Origin of the sequence: [Anoxybacillus] calidus, assembly GCF_013760845.1 — a bacterium.
Lineage (GTDB): Bacteria > Bacillota > Bacilli > Bacillales > Anoxybacillaceae > Paranoxybacillus > Paranoxybacillus calidus.
Genome location: NZ_JACDUU010000007.1, coordinates 146,396 through 164,283 on the forward strand (window position 1 = coordinate 146,396; position 17,888 = coordinate 164,283).

Sequence of the window (17,888 nt, forward strand, 5' to 3'; positions counted from 1 at the left end):
GGGAGAGGTTTATGTGTTTGAGAGTATTTTTATAAAAAACAGAATAAAAAGGAGATTAATACAAATAATATATTTTGTCGATTGCAAAATATTGGAGGTAGATAACATGTCGGAAGCTAAAACATTATATAAAAAGTTAGGTGAAGAAGAAACGATTGCGAAGGTTGTGGACTATTTTTATGACCTTGTTTTAGCTGATGATACCGTTAACCATTTTTTTGAGAACACAGATATGGAGAAACAACGTCAGCATCAGGCAAAATTTATTAGTTATGCGCTCGGTGGACCGAATCAATACACTGGCCGGTCGATGGAGAAGGCGCATGAAGGAATGAATATACAGCCTATTCATTTTGATGCAATTGTGAAACATCTTCATGATGCGCTTGCTCATTTTGGTGTAAGTGAAGCCGATATTCAGGCGGCTCTAAGTAAAGTAGAAACATTAAGAGACGATATTCTTTATAAGTAAAAGTTTTTCGATTGGTTTATATGACAAATTTTCTAAAGCAGGAGCTTATAATAAAGACTTCCTGCTTTTTTATTGTTGAATCAGAAGTTTAAGGACGGAGGGAGGAATGATGGGACAGAAAGAAGAATATGGTGATATTTGGATTGATTATAATGGGAGGGATGCTTATGAAAATCCAGCTATACACTGACCTATGCAAGTTGCTTGATATTGACTATCCGATTATTCAGGCAGGAATGGCGGGGAAAATTACAAGCCCTGAGCTTGTCGCTGCTGTTTCGAATGCGGGGGCGCTTGGGATGTTGGGAGCTGCTTATATGACTCCTGACCAGCTGGACCAAGCGATACGAGATGTCCGAAAGCTTACGGACAAACCGTTTGGTGTCAATTTGTTTTTCTTTGAACCTTCCAAAGAAAAAGGGAATATAACAGAGATGCAAAAATACTTGAACTCGTTTCGCCAAGAGCTACATATCCCGTTACAAGGTGAAGATGATGTGGACTATATCGATCAACAAGACGCGCTGCTTGAAGTTGTGTTTGATCATCGAGTCCCTGTTCTCGGTGCAACGTTTGGCATTCCTTCTGTAGAAACTCTCCAAAAGGTGAAAATGTTAGGGATTCGTACGACGATGATGGTGACAACTGTTCGAGAAGCCGTTTTAGCCGAAAACGCGGGCATTGATATTTTGATTGCGCAGGGCGGAGAAGCGGGAGGACATCGCGGCACATTGGAAGTTAAGAAAGGAAGTCATGGCGCGCTTATTGGCACAATGGCGCTTGTTCCGCAAGTGGTTGACCATACAACAGTTCCTGTCGTTGCAGCTGGCGGAATTATGGATGGAAGGGGACTTGTTGCCTCTCTTGCACTAGGAGCACAAGGTGTTCAGCTTGGAACGAGATTCCTGCTTGCAAAAGAAGCTGAGACACATCCTGTTTATCGTGAGCAACTGATCAAAGCAACGGAAGAAGATACCGTCATCACGACAATGTTTTCTGGAAGACCGGCACGGGGAATTGGTAATTATTTTATAGAAAAAACAGAACAGCAGAGTCCTGATCCTTTGCCTTATCCTTGGCAAAATCAAGTAACGCAGGATATTAGACAAGCGGCGGCTAAACAGAACGATTCTCGCTTTATGTCACTGTGGGCGGGACAAGGTCTTCGTTTGGCTGTGAAGGAAGAACGGGCTGAGGACATCATTATTGGAATAATTGAGCAGGCGAAAAGAATGATTGGGTGATTATAAGTTAAGAGTTGTTGATAGATTCTGGGATTTTTCTCAGCTTATTGGGAAGTGGCTGACATTGAAAATCTTTCAGTTGATTTGTAAAGTTGAAGTTAGGTATACTTTTAAACATAAGGTAGGGGACCCCTTTCTCTTAGATTTTTCACGAAATCAGAGAATGCCCTGCCTTTTTTCTTTTCGTGTTCTATTACGATATGTTAAGGAGTAACAATATGAAATGGTTTAAATCACAGATTTTTTGGAAAATCTATATGATTAATCTAGCCATTATCTGTACAATTTTAGGTTTAATGTTTATTGTATCACGTATCGTATTACCAGAAATTTCGAAAGAGCAATATCGGCAAATTACCGATAAAACGGTTTTGCGCATGAAAGACCAGATTTCTCTCATTGCGAAAGACCTTCAAAACCTTGAGAGTTATGTTCAATCAAATGAAAATTTTAAGTCGAATGATTCTGATCGACTTTTTAAGGGGCTAGAGAATATTGTTGCCGTTTCCCCTTATATTGATAGTGGCACGGTTTTGGATACAAATGGATATGTACGAGGGTTTTATCCGAAAGACTTGAAACATTTGAAAAATTATAACTTAAGCAAGCGTGAATATTTTCAGCAAGCCCTCAAAACAAAAAAAATTTATTTAAGTGATGTAGTTTCCGCGGATACAGGACGATATTTGCTCGTTGTTTCAGTTCCAGTTTTGAACAATCGTAAAGAAGTCGAACGAGTAGTTAACTTATCGTTACGTATTGAAGATAATGAAATTTTTCAATCGATATTTCAAAGTTTTAAAATCGGGGAAAACGGGTACACATTTATTGTCGATAGAAACGGAAAAATTATCTCTCATCCGTCAAAAGAACGAATCGGGGAGGATGTAAGTAAAAATCCTGTTGTAAGGAAGTTATTAAAAAAGCAATCGGGGTATCAAGAAGTTACGAATCAAGAAGGTATTACTATGCTTGCTTCATTTGAGCATATTCCGATTTTAGATTGGGGAGTTGTTGCACAAATACCTGTTGATGAAATTTATCAACCATATTTAGCGTTTCACAAATCATTGTGGACAATCTCGTTTGTTACGTTTATTGTTTTATCTATTTTGACTGCTCTATATGCAAGACAAATTATTCATCCAATCCGCAGATTATATCTTGCTGTAGATCAAGTGGCTAAGGGGGATTATAATCAACGGATCGAGGAAATTGATAATACAGAAATTGGGAAACTATCCAACCGTTTTAATGAAATGATTCATTATATTCGCCAATCAAAAGCGAATTTACAGCTTAAAGAAGAACAATTGAAAGAACAGAAAGAATTTCTTCGTAAAATTATCGATATGAATCCAAGTTATATATACGCCATCGACAAGGAAGGCAAATTCACCCTTGTAAACGAATCATTTGCTAAGCTTTTAGGAGCAGAAACGCAGTGTCTTCTTGGTAAAAAGATCGATGATTTTCAATTTAATATAGAATCTAATCTAGTTAGTGTTTGGGAAGAAATAGAGAAAATGAATGAACGTCCCGTTTTTGAAGAAGAGTTTAAGGATCAAGAAGGGAATATTAGGTGGGTAGAAACAGTAAGACTACCTATATTCTCTCCAAACGAGGAAGCCGATCAAATCTTATTTGTTTCTACTGATATCACAGAGCGTAAACAAGCGGAAGAGTTATTGCGGAAATCGGAAAAGCTTGCGGTTGTAGGAGAACTGGCTGCAGGGGTCGCCCATGAGATTCGAAATCCGTTGACCTCTATTAAGGGGTTTATTCATCTATTAAAAGAAGAATGTAAAACGCATAAACATTATTTTGAAATCATCGAATCTGAATTGGAACGGATTGGCCTCATTGTGAATGAATTTTTAATGCTGGGGAAACCACAGGTAATGAATTTTCAGCGGAAAGATGTGACCGTTCTTTTGAAAGATGTGATGACGCTGTTTGACGTACAGGCGATTTTACATAATGTTCGAATGGTTTCAGAATTTGAACCTAACCTTCCGCTACTTTATTGCGATGAAAATCAATTAAAACAAGTATTCATTAATATTATTAAAAATGCCATTGAGGCGATGCCAAACGGTGGAGAAATGAAGATTCAAGCTAAGATGCAAGAAAATAGTCTCGTCATTCGCTTTATTGATCAAGGTTGCGGGATACCTAAAGACAGAATAGCAAAGTTAGGAGAGCCTTTTTATAGTACGAAAGAAAAGGGAACGGGTTTAGGATTAATGGTAAGTTATAAAATTATCGAAGCTCATAACGGAAATATTAAAATCGAAAGTGAAGTAGGTCAAGGAACTACTGTGGATATTATTTTTCCAATCTCTTAATCCGTATTTTATCATGACAGCCGATTCATTTCCCCATTCTAAGTAAAATGAAAGTGGGGGATAAATCGGCTTTTTCTTATAAAAGAATAGAAACACATATTCTGTGATAGAACCAAGAAGGTGAAAATCCGTAAAACAACAAGGAGGAAACGTTGCTCTTATATTCTATTTATTCAATTATTATGGTTATAAAATAAAAGTGACAGACTTTTAAACGAAAATTCATAAGAAATCACCTTTAAGGTAACTAAAATATTTAAAGGTTCTTATATCATAAAAATTTCAATCCAATATATAGATATGATGGTATAATATGTGTAAATCTGAAATTTATTGAAGGTGGGTGAAAGTGTGTCACTAAGGAGTTATATGATCCGCACTTTGTTTGTTGTTGTGCCGGGCACTTTTTTAATTAGTCTTGGTGTGTGCTTTACGAATGGTTTAACGGGTTCGGCGTTTTGGTTGACGATTGGCGGTCTTATTTTATGTGGCATGTTAGTTGGAATTGTGTCTGCAGCTTTAAATTACCGTCGGTTTATTGCTCCTATTTCGGTGATCAATTCCCACTTAGAAGCGATTACAGACGGGGATTTATTGACGCGTATTCCTGCTGATGAAGTGAGAGAGCTAAAGCCGATTGCGGTTTGTATAAACGAAATGGTGGAAACATGGGGAACGTTAATCGCAAACGTAAAACGCCATTCTCGTGAAATCGTCTCGTTTTCCGAACAGTTGACGCACATTGCCGAGCAAACGACGAAAGCTACCGAACAGATTGCTTCGACGATGGAAGATATAGCTGCCGGATCGGAGCAGCAAGTTAAGTCCGTTCAAGAAACTTCCGCTTCCATGAATGAGATTTCTAACGGACTTTCTCAAGTTGCGGAAAATACTCAGCAAGTTTCCGCTAGCGCCGGGGAAACGTTTGTGAAAGCAAAAGCGGGAACACAAGCAATTGAAAAGATGGAAGAGCAAATGCGCTTCATCCATCAACATGTAGAATCGCTGGGACAAGTTGTCAGAGGATTAGGAGAGCGTTCCAATGAGATTGGACACATTACGCAAGTCATTACAGGAATCGCTTCGCAAACAAATTTACTTGCTTTAAATGCTGCCATCGAAGCGGCGAGAGCGGGGGAGCAAGGACGAGGATTTGCCGTTGTCGCGGATGAAGTACGTAAGCTTGCTGAACAGTCTGCGGAATCTGCTCAGCAAATCTCACAATTGATTGCGCAAATTCAAGAAGAGACAGAGGAAGCGATCGAATCGATGCAAACCGTAGCGAATGAAGTGGCTCAAGGTCTTGATGCAGTAAATTCGGCGGGAGAGTCCTTTGAGCAAATTCGCCAGTCCGTCAATGAAGTAACCGAGCAAATTGAGCAAGTTTCTGCTGCTGTTCAGCAAATGACCGCAGGCGCTCAGCGAATTGCCCAATCCCTTGACAATATAGCATCCGTTGTCGAGGAATCTTCAACTGGATCATTGAACATCTCTGCGTCTACGGAAGAACAAATGGCATCAATGGAAGAAATTGAGTCATCAGCGTCTTCTTTAAGCAAAATGGCGGAAGAGATGCAATCTTTGTTAAATAAGTTTAAAGTGTAAGACAGTCGGACTTTTCTTTTATGATCGAACAATTTCCGTGATAAGGCTAGTGATAAATAAAAATAACAGGCTGACCTATAAGTGTCTGATCTCACACGCCTGTCATATATATCGTTCATTGATCCAATGAGGTGTTCTATATAAGGTGTTGTGGGGGCTGACACGTTGATGATGGGTCAGCCCTTTTTTCATATTCATCTTTTTGAAGCTATGAACTCTTTTTTGGAGGAGATTTCCGAATACATAGGAAGGTCATTTACAATCAACCTCTGTTTGCTTCATCTAAAACCATCATCGTGTTCCCTTCTTTAAAGAAAAAATGTATCATATCATGAAGCAATTGTAAGAGAGCTTCGCTGTACATCACTTCTAAGGCTGAGTGGTCATCTTTCCTTTTTCTTTTTGCTTCAGTTCAGATGTTTATCTCTTGATATTGGTAAGTAATAGTAATCAAGTTAGAAAGCGAAGAATATTTCATATATTAAGTCGGTGACTTTTGTATGGATCATCTTCTTTTTCTATGTTAGAGGAAATGGAGGATGTTCAATGGAAGGTAGTTGAGCAGGTGGAAGGAATCTGGAGGATTTGGGAGGATTCAAGACGATACGGGAGGATTTATACAGATATCGGAGGTATGAGGTAGTAGACCCTATATTATCCGAGAATACGCTTGAATACAGATATATACCAAATTTGTGAATAAAAACCATTGTAAACTATAATTTTTATTGTAGAGTTTCATTCATCATAAAATTTTTTGTTTTTGCAGTTGTAAAAGGAGGGAATGTAACCATTGAAGCATTTTTTAAGAATTTATGAAGCCTATTTATAACAGCAGCAAAATGAAAAGAGAACTATTCGAATGTATCTCCTGAGGCAGAGCACTTTCTTGTGTATGAAAAAATTGTTTCGGCAATTGGAACAATCTGATTTGTTTCAATATCGTGCTGAACTGCTGCGAAAGAAAATGAAAGTGTCTACTATTAACTAATTAATATCCACATTCAACTCCTTTTTTCGATGGGTCCGCCAAAATGGATATATCCGCGAAAACTTTGCCTCACAGCTTCGTTTTTACCAAGAAAAATCATTTTCAACAAACTAGCTGTCAAAAGAACAGTTGCTATTAGGAGTCGTTGCAAAGGAAAGAAATCCGATTAAAAAAGCGTGTAATAAGGAATTGTTAGTTGTCATGCTTTATGCCGGGTTGCGCATTGAAGAATTGTTAAAACTTTATATTTACTCAATACAGAATACCTGTTTATTAGTTGTTGATCATGGAAACATATCCTAGTAATTCCTTTATGCTCAAAAGCAAAAGAGAAAATTTATGCATGGATAAACGTTCATCATCGAATGAAAAAGCAAATGTATATTTAGGAAAGTACGTATTTATTTGTCGCAGAACGTTCTGGTCAAATGCAGCCGAGAGTGATTCAATATGTCGTCAAAGCCTATAGTAAAAGGCTTGGTTCTAGGTAACTTATCAAATGCTGAGAACTACGTTTTGCCTACGTCTAGCAGAGAGTATCAAAATATCGGAAAAAATACAGATGTTTTCTGGGTAACAACCACTCTCGGCAAGCTATAAATATTTCGATTTTAGGAGGTAAATCATTGAAGAAATTAATTGGATTACTGTTATCTGTATTTTTGGTCTTTTCGTTAGCAGCATGTAATGCAGGAGAAGAAACGAAAAAAGGAAAAATTGTCGTTGCTGGAAAGAAATTTACGGAACAAGTGATTTTAACTCATCTATTAGCAGAATATTTAAAGGCGAATACTGATTTAGAGGTTGAAGTAGAAGATAGTTTGGGTGGTGTTTTTGTTTTACATGAAGCAATAAAAAAGGGAGATATTGATTTATACGTTGAGTATACGGGAACAGGATACTTAAACGTATTAAAAAATGAATACAAGCCAGGTCAAACACCGGAAGAAGTATATGAAGCGACAAAAAAAGGATATAAAGAAAAATTTAATATTGCTTGGTTAGAGCCTTTAGGTTTTAACAATACGTACGCCCTGGCATTGCGCCAAGAACTTGCAAACAAATTAGGAGTAAAAACATACACGGATTTGGCAGCGAAAGCACCCCGATTAACCTTTGGATCTGATGCGGAATTTTTCGAGAGAAGTGATGGATTTGATGCGTTAGAAAAAGCGTACAACTTTGAATTTAAGAAGACGACAAACATTGATCCTGATTTGCAGTATGAAGCAGCAAAAAACGGTGATATTGATGTTATTACGGCATTTTCTACTGACGCAAGAATTAAACAATTTGATTTAACGTTGTTAGAGGATGATAAAAATTTCTTTCCGCCTTATTATGCAGTTCCGATTATTCGTCAAGAAGTGTTGGATGTTAATCCGGGATTAGAAGAAACTCTTAACAAATTGGCAGGCATTTTATCTGACGAAAAAATGCTGGAACTAAATGCACAAGTGAACTTAAAAGGAAAAGAACCAAAGCAAGTAGCGATTGATTTCTTGAAATCAGAAGGATTAATCGATTAGTAGAAATATGTTCAGTTGTGTGTTTATGCCAAAAACATAGATGGTTTTCTAATGAAATGAAGGATAAGGAGAGCGACATGATTAAGTTTGAAAATGTACGAAAGCAATATGAAGACGGCTTTGTTGCTTTAAAAAATATGAATCTCGATATTCAAAAGGGTGAACTGCTTACATTAATCGGTCCAAGCGGTTGCGGCAAAACAACAACGATGCGCATGATTAACCGCTTAATTGAGCCGACAGAGGGAAAAATTTATATTGACGGTCAAGATATCTCTAAAATAGACCCTGTAGAACTGCGGAGAAATATCGGTTATGTCATTCAGCAAATCGGTTTGTTTCCTCATATGACAATCGAAGAAAATATTGCTCTTGTTCCGAAATTGAAAAAGTGGGAACCAAAACGATATTTACAACGTGTGGATGAACTATTGGATCTTGTAGGCCTCGATCCATCGACGTTTAAACATCGCTATCCGTCTGAACTTAGTGGAGGACAGCAGCAGCGTGTCGGTGTTGTGCGGGCGTTGGCGGCAGAGCCAGACATTATTTTAATGGATGAGCCGTTCAGCGCGCTTGATCCGATTAGTAGAGAGCAACTGCAAGACGATATCATTAGACTGCAAGAAGACATTCAAAAGACGATTGTTTTTGTTACGCATGATATGGACGAAGCGATTAAGATTGCCAATCGTATTGCGATTATGAAAGACGGTGAAATGATTCAACTGGATACGCCAGATAAAATTTTGCGCCATCCAGCTAATGATTTTGTGCGTGGATTTATTGGAGAAGAGCGAATGAAACGTGGGGAGACTTCTATTCCAATTGCCGAGGATTTGATGTTTTCATCTGTTGTGACTTCTTCACCGAAACGAGGATTGGCAGAGGCGTTCCGTTTTATGAAAGAAAAGAAGGTTGATAGTTTGATGGTCATAGATAAAAATAAAGCATTACTTGGGGTTGTGACGTTAAAGAAAGTTGATGAACATTACAAAAACGAACAGTTAACATTAGCAGACATTATGGATACAAATGTTAAGACATTGAAAAAAGACGCAGCTGTTAACGATGTTGCGGAAATTTTTCATGAAACAAATGTCAGTGCTATTCCTGTACTAGAAGGTGACAAGTTAGTGGGAGTGATAACAAGATCGAGTATGATGCGCGGATTAGCAGAATGGGAATATAACAAACAGTGAGGGAAGGATTGAAAATGGGGTTAATCAATGCTTTTATTGAACGGAAAGACGATGTTTGGATTGCCTTTCAGGAACATGTATTGTTATCAGGAATTGCGATGCTTCTAGCGATCCTCATTGCCGTTCCATTAGGTATTTGGCTGACAAGAAATAAAAAACTGGCTGAACTGATTATTGGTGTTGCCGCAATTATTCAAACGATTCCTAGTTTGGCATTGTTAGGATTTATGCTACCGATTTTTGGAATAGGGAAAGTTCCGGCTATCATTGCGTTAACATTGTACGCCTTACTTCCGATTTTGCGAAATACGTATACAGGAATTTTAGGGGTTGACCCTGCTCTTGTTGATGCGGGAAGAGGAATGGGAATGACGTCTCGCCAAATTTTATTTATGGTTGAATTGCCCTTAACGTTACCGATTATAATGGCGGGAGTTCGTACAGCGACCGTGTTGACGATTGGTGTTGCCGCGCTAGCGACATTTATCGGAGCCGGTGGATTAGGTGATTTGATTGACAGAGGATTGCGTGTAGCGGATAAAAATTTAATCTTAATCGGTGCGATTCCAGCGGCAATTTTAGCGATTTTATTCGACCTATTCCTCCGCAAACTAGAAGAAAAAGTAACACCGAGAGGATTGAAGTCGTAAATTTTACTACGTACATGAGGAATATATTTTATAGAAAATGTTAAATATTTTATTCATCATAAGGTGGGCCTGATCACCATTGTGCTAATGCGACAATGTGTTTGAATATTGAAATAAAAGAGATTATTTTAAAAATTCGTTTACAAATACAATAGGATATGATAATATTTAGAAAAATAAAATAATATTTATACATGAATCTACTAGGGGAGTCCAATAGCTTGGACTGAGAGAAGAACGCGCTTAAGTTCTTTGACCCTTTGAACCTGATCTGGGTTATACCAGCGTAGGGAAGTAGATAGTGGGAGTACTGTTATTGTATATACTTGTTATTGTATATACTTACACTATTTGCACATTCCATCGGGTTCTCTTTTTCGAGAACCCGATTTTTATTTCCTTTTTGTTCTCCCATCTTATCGTCCACACGTTTTGGTGTAACTTCAGATCTCAAAAAATAGAATAGGAGGAATAAGTTACATGCAAAACATTTTATCCTACATGCAATTTCCCGCAAGTAAAAAGGTGTATGTCGAAGGTTCGCGACCGGATATTCGAGTTCCGATGCGAGAAATTGAATTAAGCCCTACGAAAACAGAGGCAGGAACGTTTGAAAACGAATCTGTCCGAGTATATGACACAAGCGGACCTTATACTGATCCTCATTTTCAGCCTGATATTCATAAAGGATTACCAGAACTGCGCAAACAATGGATTTTAGAACGGGGAGACGTCGAAGAATACGAGGGGCGTCAAGTGAAACCGGAAGACAATGGGCTTCACAATGGAAAACAATCAGAAATCGTTCTTCCATTTAGCCGAAAACCACTTCGTGCAAAAAAAGGTCGAACGGTCACGCAAATGCACTATGCGAAAAAAGGAATCATTACTCCAGAGATGGAATTTATCGCTATTCGTGAAAATATGAACCCTGAATTCATTCGCCAAGAAGTTGCGGCAGGACGTGCGATTATTCCATCCAATATCAATCATCCTGAAAGTGAGCCGATGATTATTGGACGTCATTTTCATGTAAAAATTAATGCGAATATTGGCAATTCTGCTGTGACGTCTTCGATCGAGGAAGAAGTTGAGAAAATGCTTTGGGCGGTCCGCTGGGGAGCGGATACGATTATGGATTTATCGACAGGAAAAAACATCCATGCAACAAGGGAGTTTATTATTCGCAACTCACCAGTTCCAGTCGGGACCGTTCCGATTTATCAAGCGCTTGAAAAAGTGAACGGCATTGCGGAGGAGTTAACTTGGGAAGTATACCGTGATACGTTAATTGAACAAGCAGAACAAGGAGTTGACTATTTTACGATCCATGCCGGCGTACTGCTTCGCTACATACCAATGACTGTCAATCGCACAACGGGAATCGTATCTCGCGGTGGTTCGATTATGGCACAATGGTGCTTAGCTCACCATCAAGAAAACTTCCTTTATACACATTTTGAAGAAATTTGCGAAATCTTAAAAGCGTATGATATTGCCATTTCTTTAGGTGATGGCTTACGACCTGGTTCGATTGCCGATGCGAATGATGAAGCGCAATTTGCTGAACTAGAGACGCTTGGAGAATTGACGGAGATTGCGTGGAAGCATGATGTCCAAGTGATGATTGAAGGCCCGGGTCACGTTCCGATGCATAAAATTAAAGAAAATGTTGATAAGCAAATCGAAATTTGTAAAGGGGCTCCTTTTTACACATTAGGACCATTAACAACCGATATTGCTCCGGGCTATGACCATATTACTTCTGCGATTGGTGCAGCGATGATTGGCTGGTATGGGACAGCAATGCTTTGCTATGTGACTCCGAAAGAGCATTTAGGATTGCCGAACAAAGAAGATGTACGTCAAGGAGTCGTTGCCTATAAAATTGCGGCGCATGCTGCCGATTTAGCGAAAGGACATCCAGGGGCACAAATACGCGATGATGCGTTATCAAAAGCGCGCTTTGAATTTCGTTGGAACGACCAATTTAATCTTTCTCTTGATCCGGAACGGGCACGAGAATACCATGATGAAACATTACCTGCTGAAGGAGCGAAAGTGGCTCACTTTTGCTCAATGTGTGGACCGAAGTTTTGTTCGATGAAAATTTCTCATGATCTGCAAAAAATGATCAAAGAAGAAAAAACGGAGCAAGAACTCATTCGAGAAGGTATGAAACAAAAAGCGAAGGAGTTCGTGGAAAATGGGTCAACCCTTTACCGATAATTCGCATCTAATCGAAGATGTAGCGGCATTACGAAAAGAAATTGTTCAGCTAAAAGAACGAATTTTGCAATTGGAACAACAAATTTCTGACATTCAACGAAAGTGCCGGCATGTGTTTTTTGAAACACCTTTCATGCGCAAGTGTGTCAAATGTCATTATGTTGAAAGCTTGTATTATTAACTATACCTTCCCTTTATTTTTGGATATAGAAAAGGGTGAGATGCTTTGTGGCTTCTCACCTTTTTTGTGTCAAAAATGGTTGTCATTAAGACTAGCTGAGTTGTTTGCCAAAACAGTTTTTACTGCTTCTTCAATTTCTTTGTAGCTCGTACAACGACAAATATTGGATTGTAGCCATTCTTGAATGATTTCGTCGCTTGCAAGAGGATGTTTTTTTGTTAACGCGTGGGCGTTCATAATAAACCCCGGGGTGCAATAGCCGCATTGAAACGCGAAATGTTCGACAAATGCTTGTTGAATCGGTGTATGTTTCAGCCCTTCAATGGTCGTTATTTTTTTTTCAACGGTTTCAATCGCTAGTATCATGCACGATTTGATGGGCACGTCATTCACTAACACGGTGCAGGCTCCGCAATCTCCATTCAAGCAACCGGGTTTGGCTCCTGTTAACCCGAGTATGGTGCGAAGAACGAATAACAATGTATCTGCTGGCCGAGCAATGACGGAGTGTTGTTCTCCATTCACCGTTAAAAGCATTTCGCATTTTGTTGTTTGTTCCATGTATTTACTCTCCTTCCAGTTCAGTGATGATGTCAAACAACGTATGTTTTAACACGAACAGGCGATATTCCGCCGAGCCTTCAATATCATCTAAAATTGGACGAGGAAGGTGGTGAAGAGCTTCGTTGATTCTTGATTCGAGTGGGAGTTGTCGATCATTTAGACGCTCTTCTACTGTTTGGGAACGAAATGGAAATGGACAGACACCACTAAATGCAACTCTGATTTGTTCATTTGTTTTTAATGCTGCCACCGTCACAAGTGGATATCCGACTTCCCATTGTTTTCGCTTTTTTATACTTCGGTAGGGAAGGGAGAGGTATGTTTGTTCTGTCATGATTTGGACAAGAAATTCCCCAGGGTGTAGCCGCATTTGTTTCTGAAAAATTTGCTGGATTGGCAGTTGCTTTAATCCATCTTTTCCTGCAATGATGACATCACTATCGGTTAGCAATAGTGGCAACACGGCTTCTCGATAAAAAATTTGTCCACAAATATTTCCCCCTAATGTAATTTGATTACGCGCCGTACGGTCAGCGACTTCGCTTGCTGCTTTACTTAACAGAGGAAATACGTTCGCTTCTTCAATCGTCGTTAAAGATAACGCCGCCCCGAGTACAAGATAGTTTTTATCGAAACGGAGGGTACGGCACTCGGGAATACCTTTTATGTCAATGACCGCCTCGGTAAAGACGAGGTTTAATCGCGACAGGGTAATAATTTCTGTTCCGCCCGCGTAATACATCGTTTTTTTTCCTTGTTGTTGTAGTGTCTGAAACAATTGAATCGCTTCTTGAATCGATGACGGTTGGTGATACGTAAAGTCAAATGGAACCATGGTGTTCACCCTTCTTTTTTCGCCAAATAAGCTCAGGAACAAGAGGAAGTTCGTTAAGCGGTACTTCCGCAGCAATGGATAATGCATTTGCTAATGCCGCGGGCATTCCAATTAAGCCGTGTTCACCAGCACCGCGAGCGCCATAAGGAGCATCGATTTGTGGCGTTTCAACAAATTCGACCACATACTCCGGATGTTCGCCAAAACGGAGCGGTCGATACGTTCGTAGCTGTGGATTCAACACTCTTTCATATCGATCAAAGAGGAATGTTTCACGGCTTGCCCAGCTAAGCCCCATACTCATTGCCCCTATCACTTGCCCAATGGCTGCTTTTTCATTGAGCACTTTTCCAATATCAATGACGGAAACAGCTCTGATGATTTTATACGTGTAATCTCGTTTATCGAATTCGATTTCGACGGCTTGCGCTCCCACCGTCCATTCCGGCCCCGGTTTTCCTGCGCCGGTTTCTTTATCTAAATAGGTTAAATGTCTTAAAATGTAATTGCCAAGCCCGATGATTTGCCCGCCGATGGCGTTTCCGTTCGGATATTTGTATCCGTAGGCGATGTCTTTTATATCGACGTAAATAGTTGGATCGTCCCGTAAAAAAACTTTTCCGTAGCCGACTTCTAAGTCTTCGATGGGTGTGCGCAATACGATAGAAGCAATTTCTTTTAATTGACGAATCGCATCATCTGCTGCTTCCAGCACGGCTCTTCCTGCCATAAACGTTCCTCTGCTTGCCACCGTTTTCCAATGTTCAGGGGTTGTTTGCGTATCGACTTCCATCTTCACATGAATGTCTTTTATATCCATTTTCATCTTTTCGGCAAGTATTTGTGCAAGAATCGTTTTTGTCCCGGTGCCAATCTCGACAACGCCAGAGATGAGGTTAATGCTCCCATCTGGGTTAAACGTTAAAATAGCTCCGGAACTAGCGTCTGTATCCACGGTTGACGTTTTCCATATACAACTAACGCCTTTGGCGCGAACGGTGCGCGCATCGATTTCGATACGCTGCCAATCGTCCCAATGAATCAATTCGCGCAATCGTTTGATGCATTTTGGTAAATTGCCAACGTTGCTGTTGTTTAAAAGAACTTGTGTTGGTGTCGTGTGGCCGGGGCGGATAGCGTTTTTCATTCGCAATTCTAGGCGGTCCATCTGCAGCTTTTCTGCCAGTAGATCCATCGTTCGTTCGATCGCAAATGAAAGCTCTCCGTGACCGAAGCCGCGGAACGGGCAGGCATATGGATGATTTGTGTACACGCATAACGAATCGCACCAAACGTTTTCAATATGATAAGGGCCTGTGCAATCAACAGCACCAGCGCGGCTGACGTCAATCGCTTTATCAGAATAAGCTCCTCCATCAAATAAATAAAGAATTTCCGCTGCTTTTAAGTAACCATCATTCGTACAGCCGAGTTTGACGGTAGCTTCCAAGCCAATATGAACCGGCGAAGTAATAATGTCGTCTTCTCTTGTATTCCAGATGCTCACTTTTCTCCCACCGACGGCTTTTGACGCTAAGTACGCTAGAAGTTCTAATTGAACAGGAGTTTTCCCGCCATAAGCACCGCCGACGAGCGGAGTGTGGACAATCACTTTTCCGACATCTTCTCCAAAGTATGAACTAATCAGCTTTTTTATCATAAAAGGTGATTGAGAAGAAGCGTGAATCATAATGTATCCATCTGGGCGAATTTCGGCGATAGCGCATCTTGTTTCCATTGCTGCATGGTCCGATGGGGAAAAGGAAATGTTCGCCTCCACGACGACATCGCTTTCTGCCCAGCCTTTTTCCATATTGCCTTTGCGAATTTTCGTGCGGTGAGCAATATTCGTGTTGGGTTCAGGATAAGTTCCTATTCCTTTTTGATAACTTCCTAGTTGCTCATGGATTAAGGGCGCTCCTTCTTTCAACGCTTCACGAGGTGAGCCAACAACAGGAAGAGGTTCATAAGTAATCCGGACAAGATTTGCAGCTTTTTCCGCTTGAACGAGCGTATCCGCCACAACAACAGCAACAACTTCACCATGATAACGCACTTTTTCAAACGCAATCGGAGGACGGTCACGCAAATCTTCCCCGGTAAGTGGCAATCCTTCTCCTGTCAAAATGGCTCTTACACCTGGAACGGTTTGAGCGGCCCGGGTGTCAATTTCTTTAATTTTGGCATGGGCGTATCGGCTTGTAACAAGTTTGGCATGCAAGGTTCCTGCCTTTATATAGTCATTCGTATATTTGGCCGCACCGGTTACTTTATCCCATGCCTCTTTGCGAATGACGCTGTTTCCAATCATACGTGAATCCCTCGCTTTCTTTCCCATTTATCGATGGCGAGCAAATAGTCTTCTTTTGTGTCAATGTCGAAAAAAATATCGGGGTCTTTGTATTCAAGCATCCGTCCTTTTCCTTGCCAACGCTCGCGAATAAGTTTTCGCGCGCCCTCATCTCCGGTTAGCTGAAGTAAATCCGAAAAGGTTTTGGCCGAAAATAATGTAGGTGGCATCGGAATTCCTTGATTAGTGAAAGTGATATAAGGAGCGGGGTGAAGTTTATAATGGAAAAGTAATTCATTAATCATTGTTTTGGTTACAAATGGCTGGTCGGCTAATAAAACAATGACCGCTTTTGCTTGTAATTGTATCGCTTGTTTTAGGCCGCATATTAACGAGTGTGCTTGCCCGTAAGAGGAATGTGAACAAGAAACGATGCTCCATTTTTTACTCGTGAATAACTCAGGAGCAATCCAATCAAGTGAATCTCCTTCTTTCGCAACGACAATGACATGATGAAGATGGGAGTGGAGAGCGGTTTTTAATGCGACACTGCCAAGATATTTTCCAGCGAAGGGAAGCGTTAATTTATCCGTTCCCATCCGCGCGCTTTTGCCCGCTGCCAAATAAATGCCGATGATTCGAGGAACATTCATGGAAACACCACTTTTTTTATACGACCGTTTCGCAATACGTGAATCATTTCGGACAGCACGCTCATTGCAATTTCTTCGGGACCGCGCGCACCAATCGGTAAACCGATGGGCGAATGAATATACGGCGGCACTTGATCGGTTGAGAGTAAGCGGGCGGTTCGTTTTTTCGGACCTAAAACGCCAAGATAGTATAACGGTTGATGGAGTAATAGGGACAAAATTTCTTGGTCGTGTTGGAAGTGATGGGTCATTACTACCACAAAATCACGTTCATTGAGTGCAAGTGTTGGTATGATTTCGTTAGGAAAACCGAGAATCCATTCGTCGGCATCGGGAAAATGTTCAGCGTGACAAAAAGCAGGCCGCCAATCGGTAACGGTAACGCAAAACCCTAGTTGCTTTGCGAACGAGGCGAGCGGTTTCGCATCTGGGTTGGCACCGAAAATCACAAGGCGCGGTTTCGGCCAGTAATGATGTATGTAAAAAGGAATGTCGGAAATGGTTTGGATTCCGCTTCTCGTTTGGAAAGGAGGTGTTGTTTGGAATAAATTGTAAATATCTTTAGGAATTTCCTCGTCAAAGCCGCCGAATATGTGCCCTCTTTCGGTTAAAAAGAGAAGCTTTTTTTCTTCGTCCGCTTCATCCGTTAATTTTCTTGCAAACAGGACGTGTTCTCCACGGTCTAGGTAACTCTTTACGGTAAGCAAAAAGTCACGAAACGTTTCGGTAATCGGTTGTAAGAGAATATGAATGGTTCCGTTACATCCCGTTCCTTGTCCCCATGAAAGGTCATCTTCATGCTTCATATCAAAAACAAACGTTTCTGCAGCTTCTTTCTGTAACACTTCCTGAGCTTTCACTGCCAAATCTTCCTCCAGACATCCACCGCTTAACACGCCAATTTGTGTTCCATCGCCTTGAAACAACATGCAAGCTCCTTCCTTGCGATAGGCAGAGCCCTCAACGTGAATAATGGTAGCTAAAACACTCTTCGTGTTTGATTCGTTAATAACCTCGAGGACGCGGTAAATATCATCCATTTTTTCCCTTCCTCCTTCGCTATTTCATTGTATTAAACGGTTTGTGTGTATATGT

General features: G+C 40.4%; 14 protein-coding genes and 1 riboswitch. Of the genes, 9 read left to right on the forward strand and 5 right to left on the reverse strand.

What is annotated here, in order from left to right; genetic code table 11:
- Positions 1–106 precede the first annotated feature (106 nt).
- From HNQ85_RS14020 to HNQ85_RS14060, 9 genes are all read left to right on the forward strand, one after another.
- Positions 107–472: a group I truncated hemoglobin gene (locus HNQ85_RS14020; protein WP_181538344.1), complete on the forward strand. Its 366-nt coding sequence runs from the start codon at positions 107–109 to the stop codon at positions 470–472.
- 167 nt (positions 473–639) lie between these two features.
- Entirely contained in the window at positions 640–1,716 is a 1,077-nt protein-coding gene (locus HNQ85_RS14025; RefSeq protein WP_181538345.1) for an NAD(P)H-dependent flavin oxidoreductase, read from the forward strand.
- 218 nt (positions 1,717–1,934) lie between these two features.
- A complete protein-coding gene (locus HNQ85_RS14030) occupies positions 1,935–4,064 on the forward strand; it encodes a PAS domain-containing sensor histidine kinase (protein WP_181538346.1) in 2,130 nt (709 codons plus the stop codon).
- Positions 4,065–4,415: 351 nt separating this feature from the next.
- On the forward strand, positions 4,416–5,669 hold the full coding sequence (locus HNQ85_RS14035; RefSeq protein ID WP_181538347.1) for a methyl-accepting chemotaxis protein: 1,254 nt from the start codon (positions 4,416–4,418) through the stop codon (positions 5,667–5,669).
- A gap of 1,617 nt (positions 5,670–7,286) precedes the next feature.
- Complete coding sequence (locus HNQ85_RS14040; protein ID WP_181538348.1) at positions 7,287–8,189, forward strand: glycine betaine ABC transporter substrate-binding protein; 903 nt, start codon at positions 7,287–7,289, stop codon at positions 8,187–8,189.
- Positions 8,190–8,266: 77 nt separating this feature from the next.
- Positions 8,267–9,391: an ABC transporter ATP-binding protein gene (locus tag HNQ85_RS14045; RefSeq protein WP_181538349.1), complete on the forward strand. Its 1,125-nt coding sequence runs from the start codon at positions 8,267–8,269 to the stop codon at positions 9,389–9,391.
- A gap of 14 nt (positions 9,392–9,405) precedes the next feature.
- The gene (locus HNQ85_RS14050) at positions 9,406–10,041 is read left to right on the forward strand and encodes an ABC transporter permease (protein WP_181538350.1); all 636 of its coding nucleotides are present in this window, start codon (positions 9,406–9,408) and stop codon (positions 10,039–10,041) included.
- A gap of 195 nt (positions 10,042–10,236) precedes the next feature.
- Positions 10,237–10,351, forward strand: a riboswitch (TPP riboswitch).
- Positions 10,352–10,521: 170 nt separating this feature from the next.
- On the forward strand, positions 10,522–12,270 hold the full coding sequence (gene thiC / locus HNQ85_RS14055; RefSeq protein ID WP_181538351.1) for a phosphomethylpyrimidine synthase ThiC: 1,749 nt from the start codon (positions 10,522–10,524) through the stop codon (positions 12,268–12,270).
- Positions 12,248–12,451 (forward strand): hypothetical protein, encoded by a 204-nt coding sequence (locus tag HNQ85_RS14060; RefSeq protein WP_181538352.1) that lies wholly within the window; start codon positions 12,248–12,250, stop codon positions 12,449–12,451. Before thiC ends, HNQ85_RS14060 begins: the two co-directional genes overlap by 23 nt.
- A gap of 69 nt (positions 12,452–12,520) precedes the next feature.
- On the opposite strand, the gene HNQ85_RS14065 is transcribed toward HNQ85_RS14060, so the two are convergent.
- From HNQ85_RS14065 to HNQ85_RS14085, 5 genes are read right to left on the reverse strand one after another with little or no spacing between them, the layout of a single operon-like run.
- Positions 12,521–13,012 (reverse strand): (2Fe-2S)-binding protein, encoded by a 492-nt coding sequence (locus HNQ85_RS14065; protein WP_181538353.1) that lies wholly within the window; start codon positions 13,010–13,012, stop codon positions 12,521–12,523.
- Positions 13,013–13,016: 4 nt separating this feature from the next.
- Positions 13,017–13,850 carry an FAD binding domain-containing protein gene (locus HNQ85_RS14070; protein WP_181538354.1) on the reverse strand — a complete coding sequence of 278 codons (834 nt, stop codon included), beginning with the start codon at positions 13,848–13,850 and terminating at the stop codon, positions 13,017–13,019.
- Positions 13,837–16,161 carry a xanthine dehydrogenase family protein molybdopterin-binding subunit gene (locus HNQ85_RS14075; protein ID WP_181538355.1) on the reverse strand — a complete coding sequence of 775 codons (2,325 nt, stop codon included), beginning with the start codon at positions 16,159–16,161 and terminating at the stop codon, positions 13,837–13,839. Before HNQ85_RS14075 ends, HNQ85_RS14070 begins: the two co-directional genes overlap by 14 nt.
- A complete protein-coding gene (locus tag HNQ85_RS14080; protein ID WP_181538356.1) occupies positions 16,158–16,793 on the reverse strand; it encodes an NTP transferase domain-containing protein in 636 nt (211 codons plus the stop codon). The genes HNQ85_RS14075 and HNQ85_RS14080 overlap by 4 nt, the downstream gene beginning before the upstream one ends.
- On the reverse strand, positions 16,790–17,833 hold the full coding sequence (locus tag HNQ85_RS14085; RefSeq protein ID WP_181538357.1) for an XdhC family protein: 1,044 nt from the start codon (positions 17,831–17,833) through the stop codon (positions 16,790–16,792). The genes HNQ85_RS14080 and HNQ85_RS14085 overlap by 4 nt, the downstream gene beginning before the upstream one ends.
- Between the last annotated feature and the right edge of the window lie 55 nt (positions 17,834–17,888).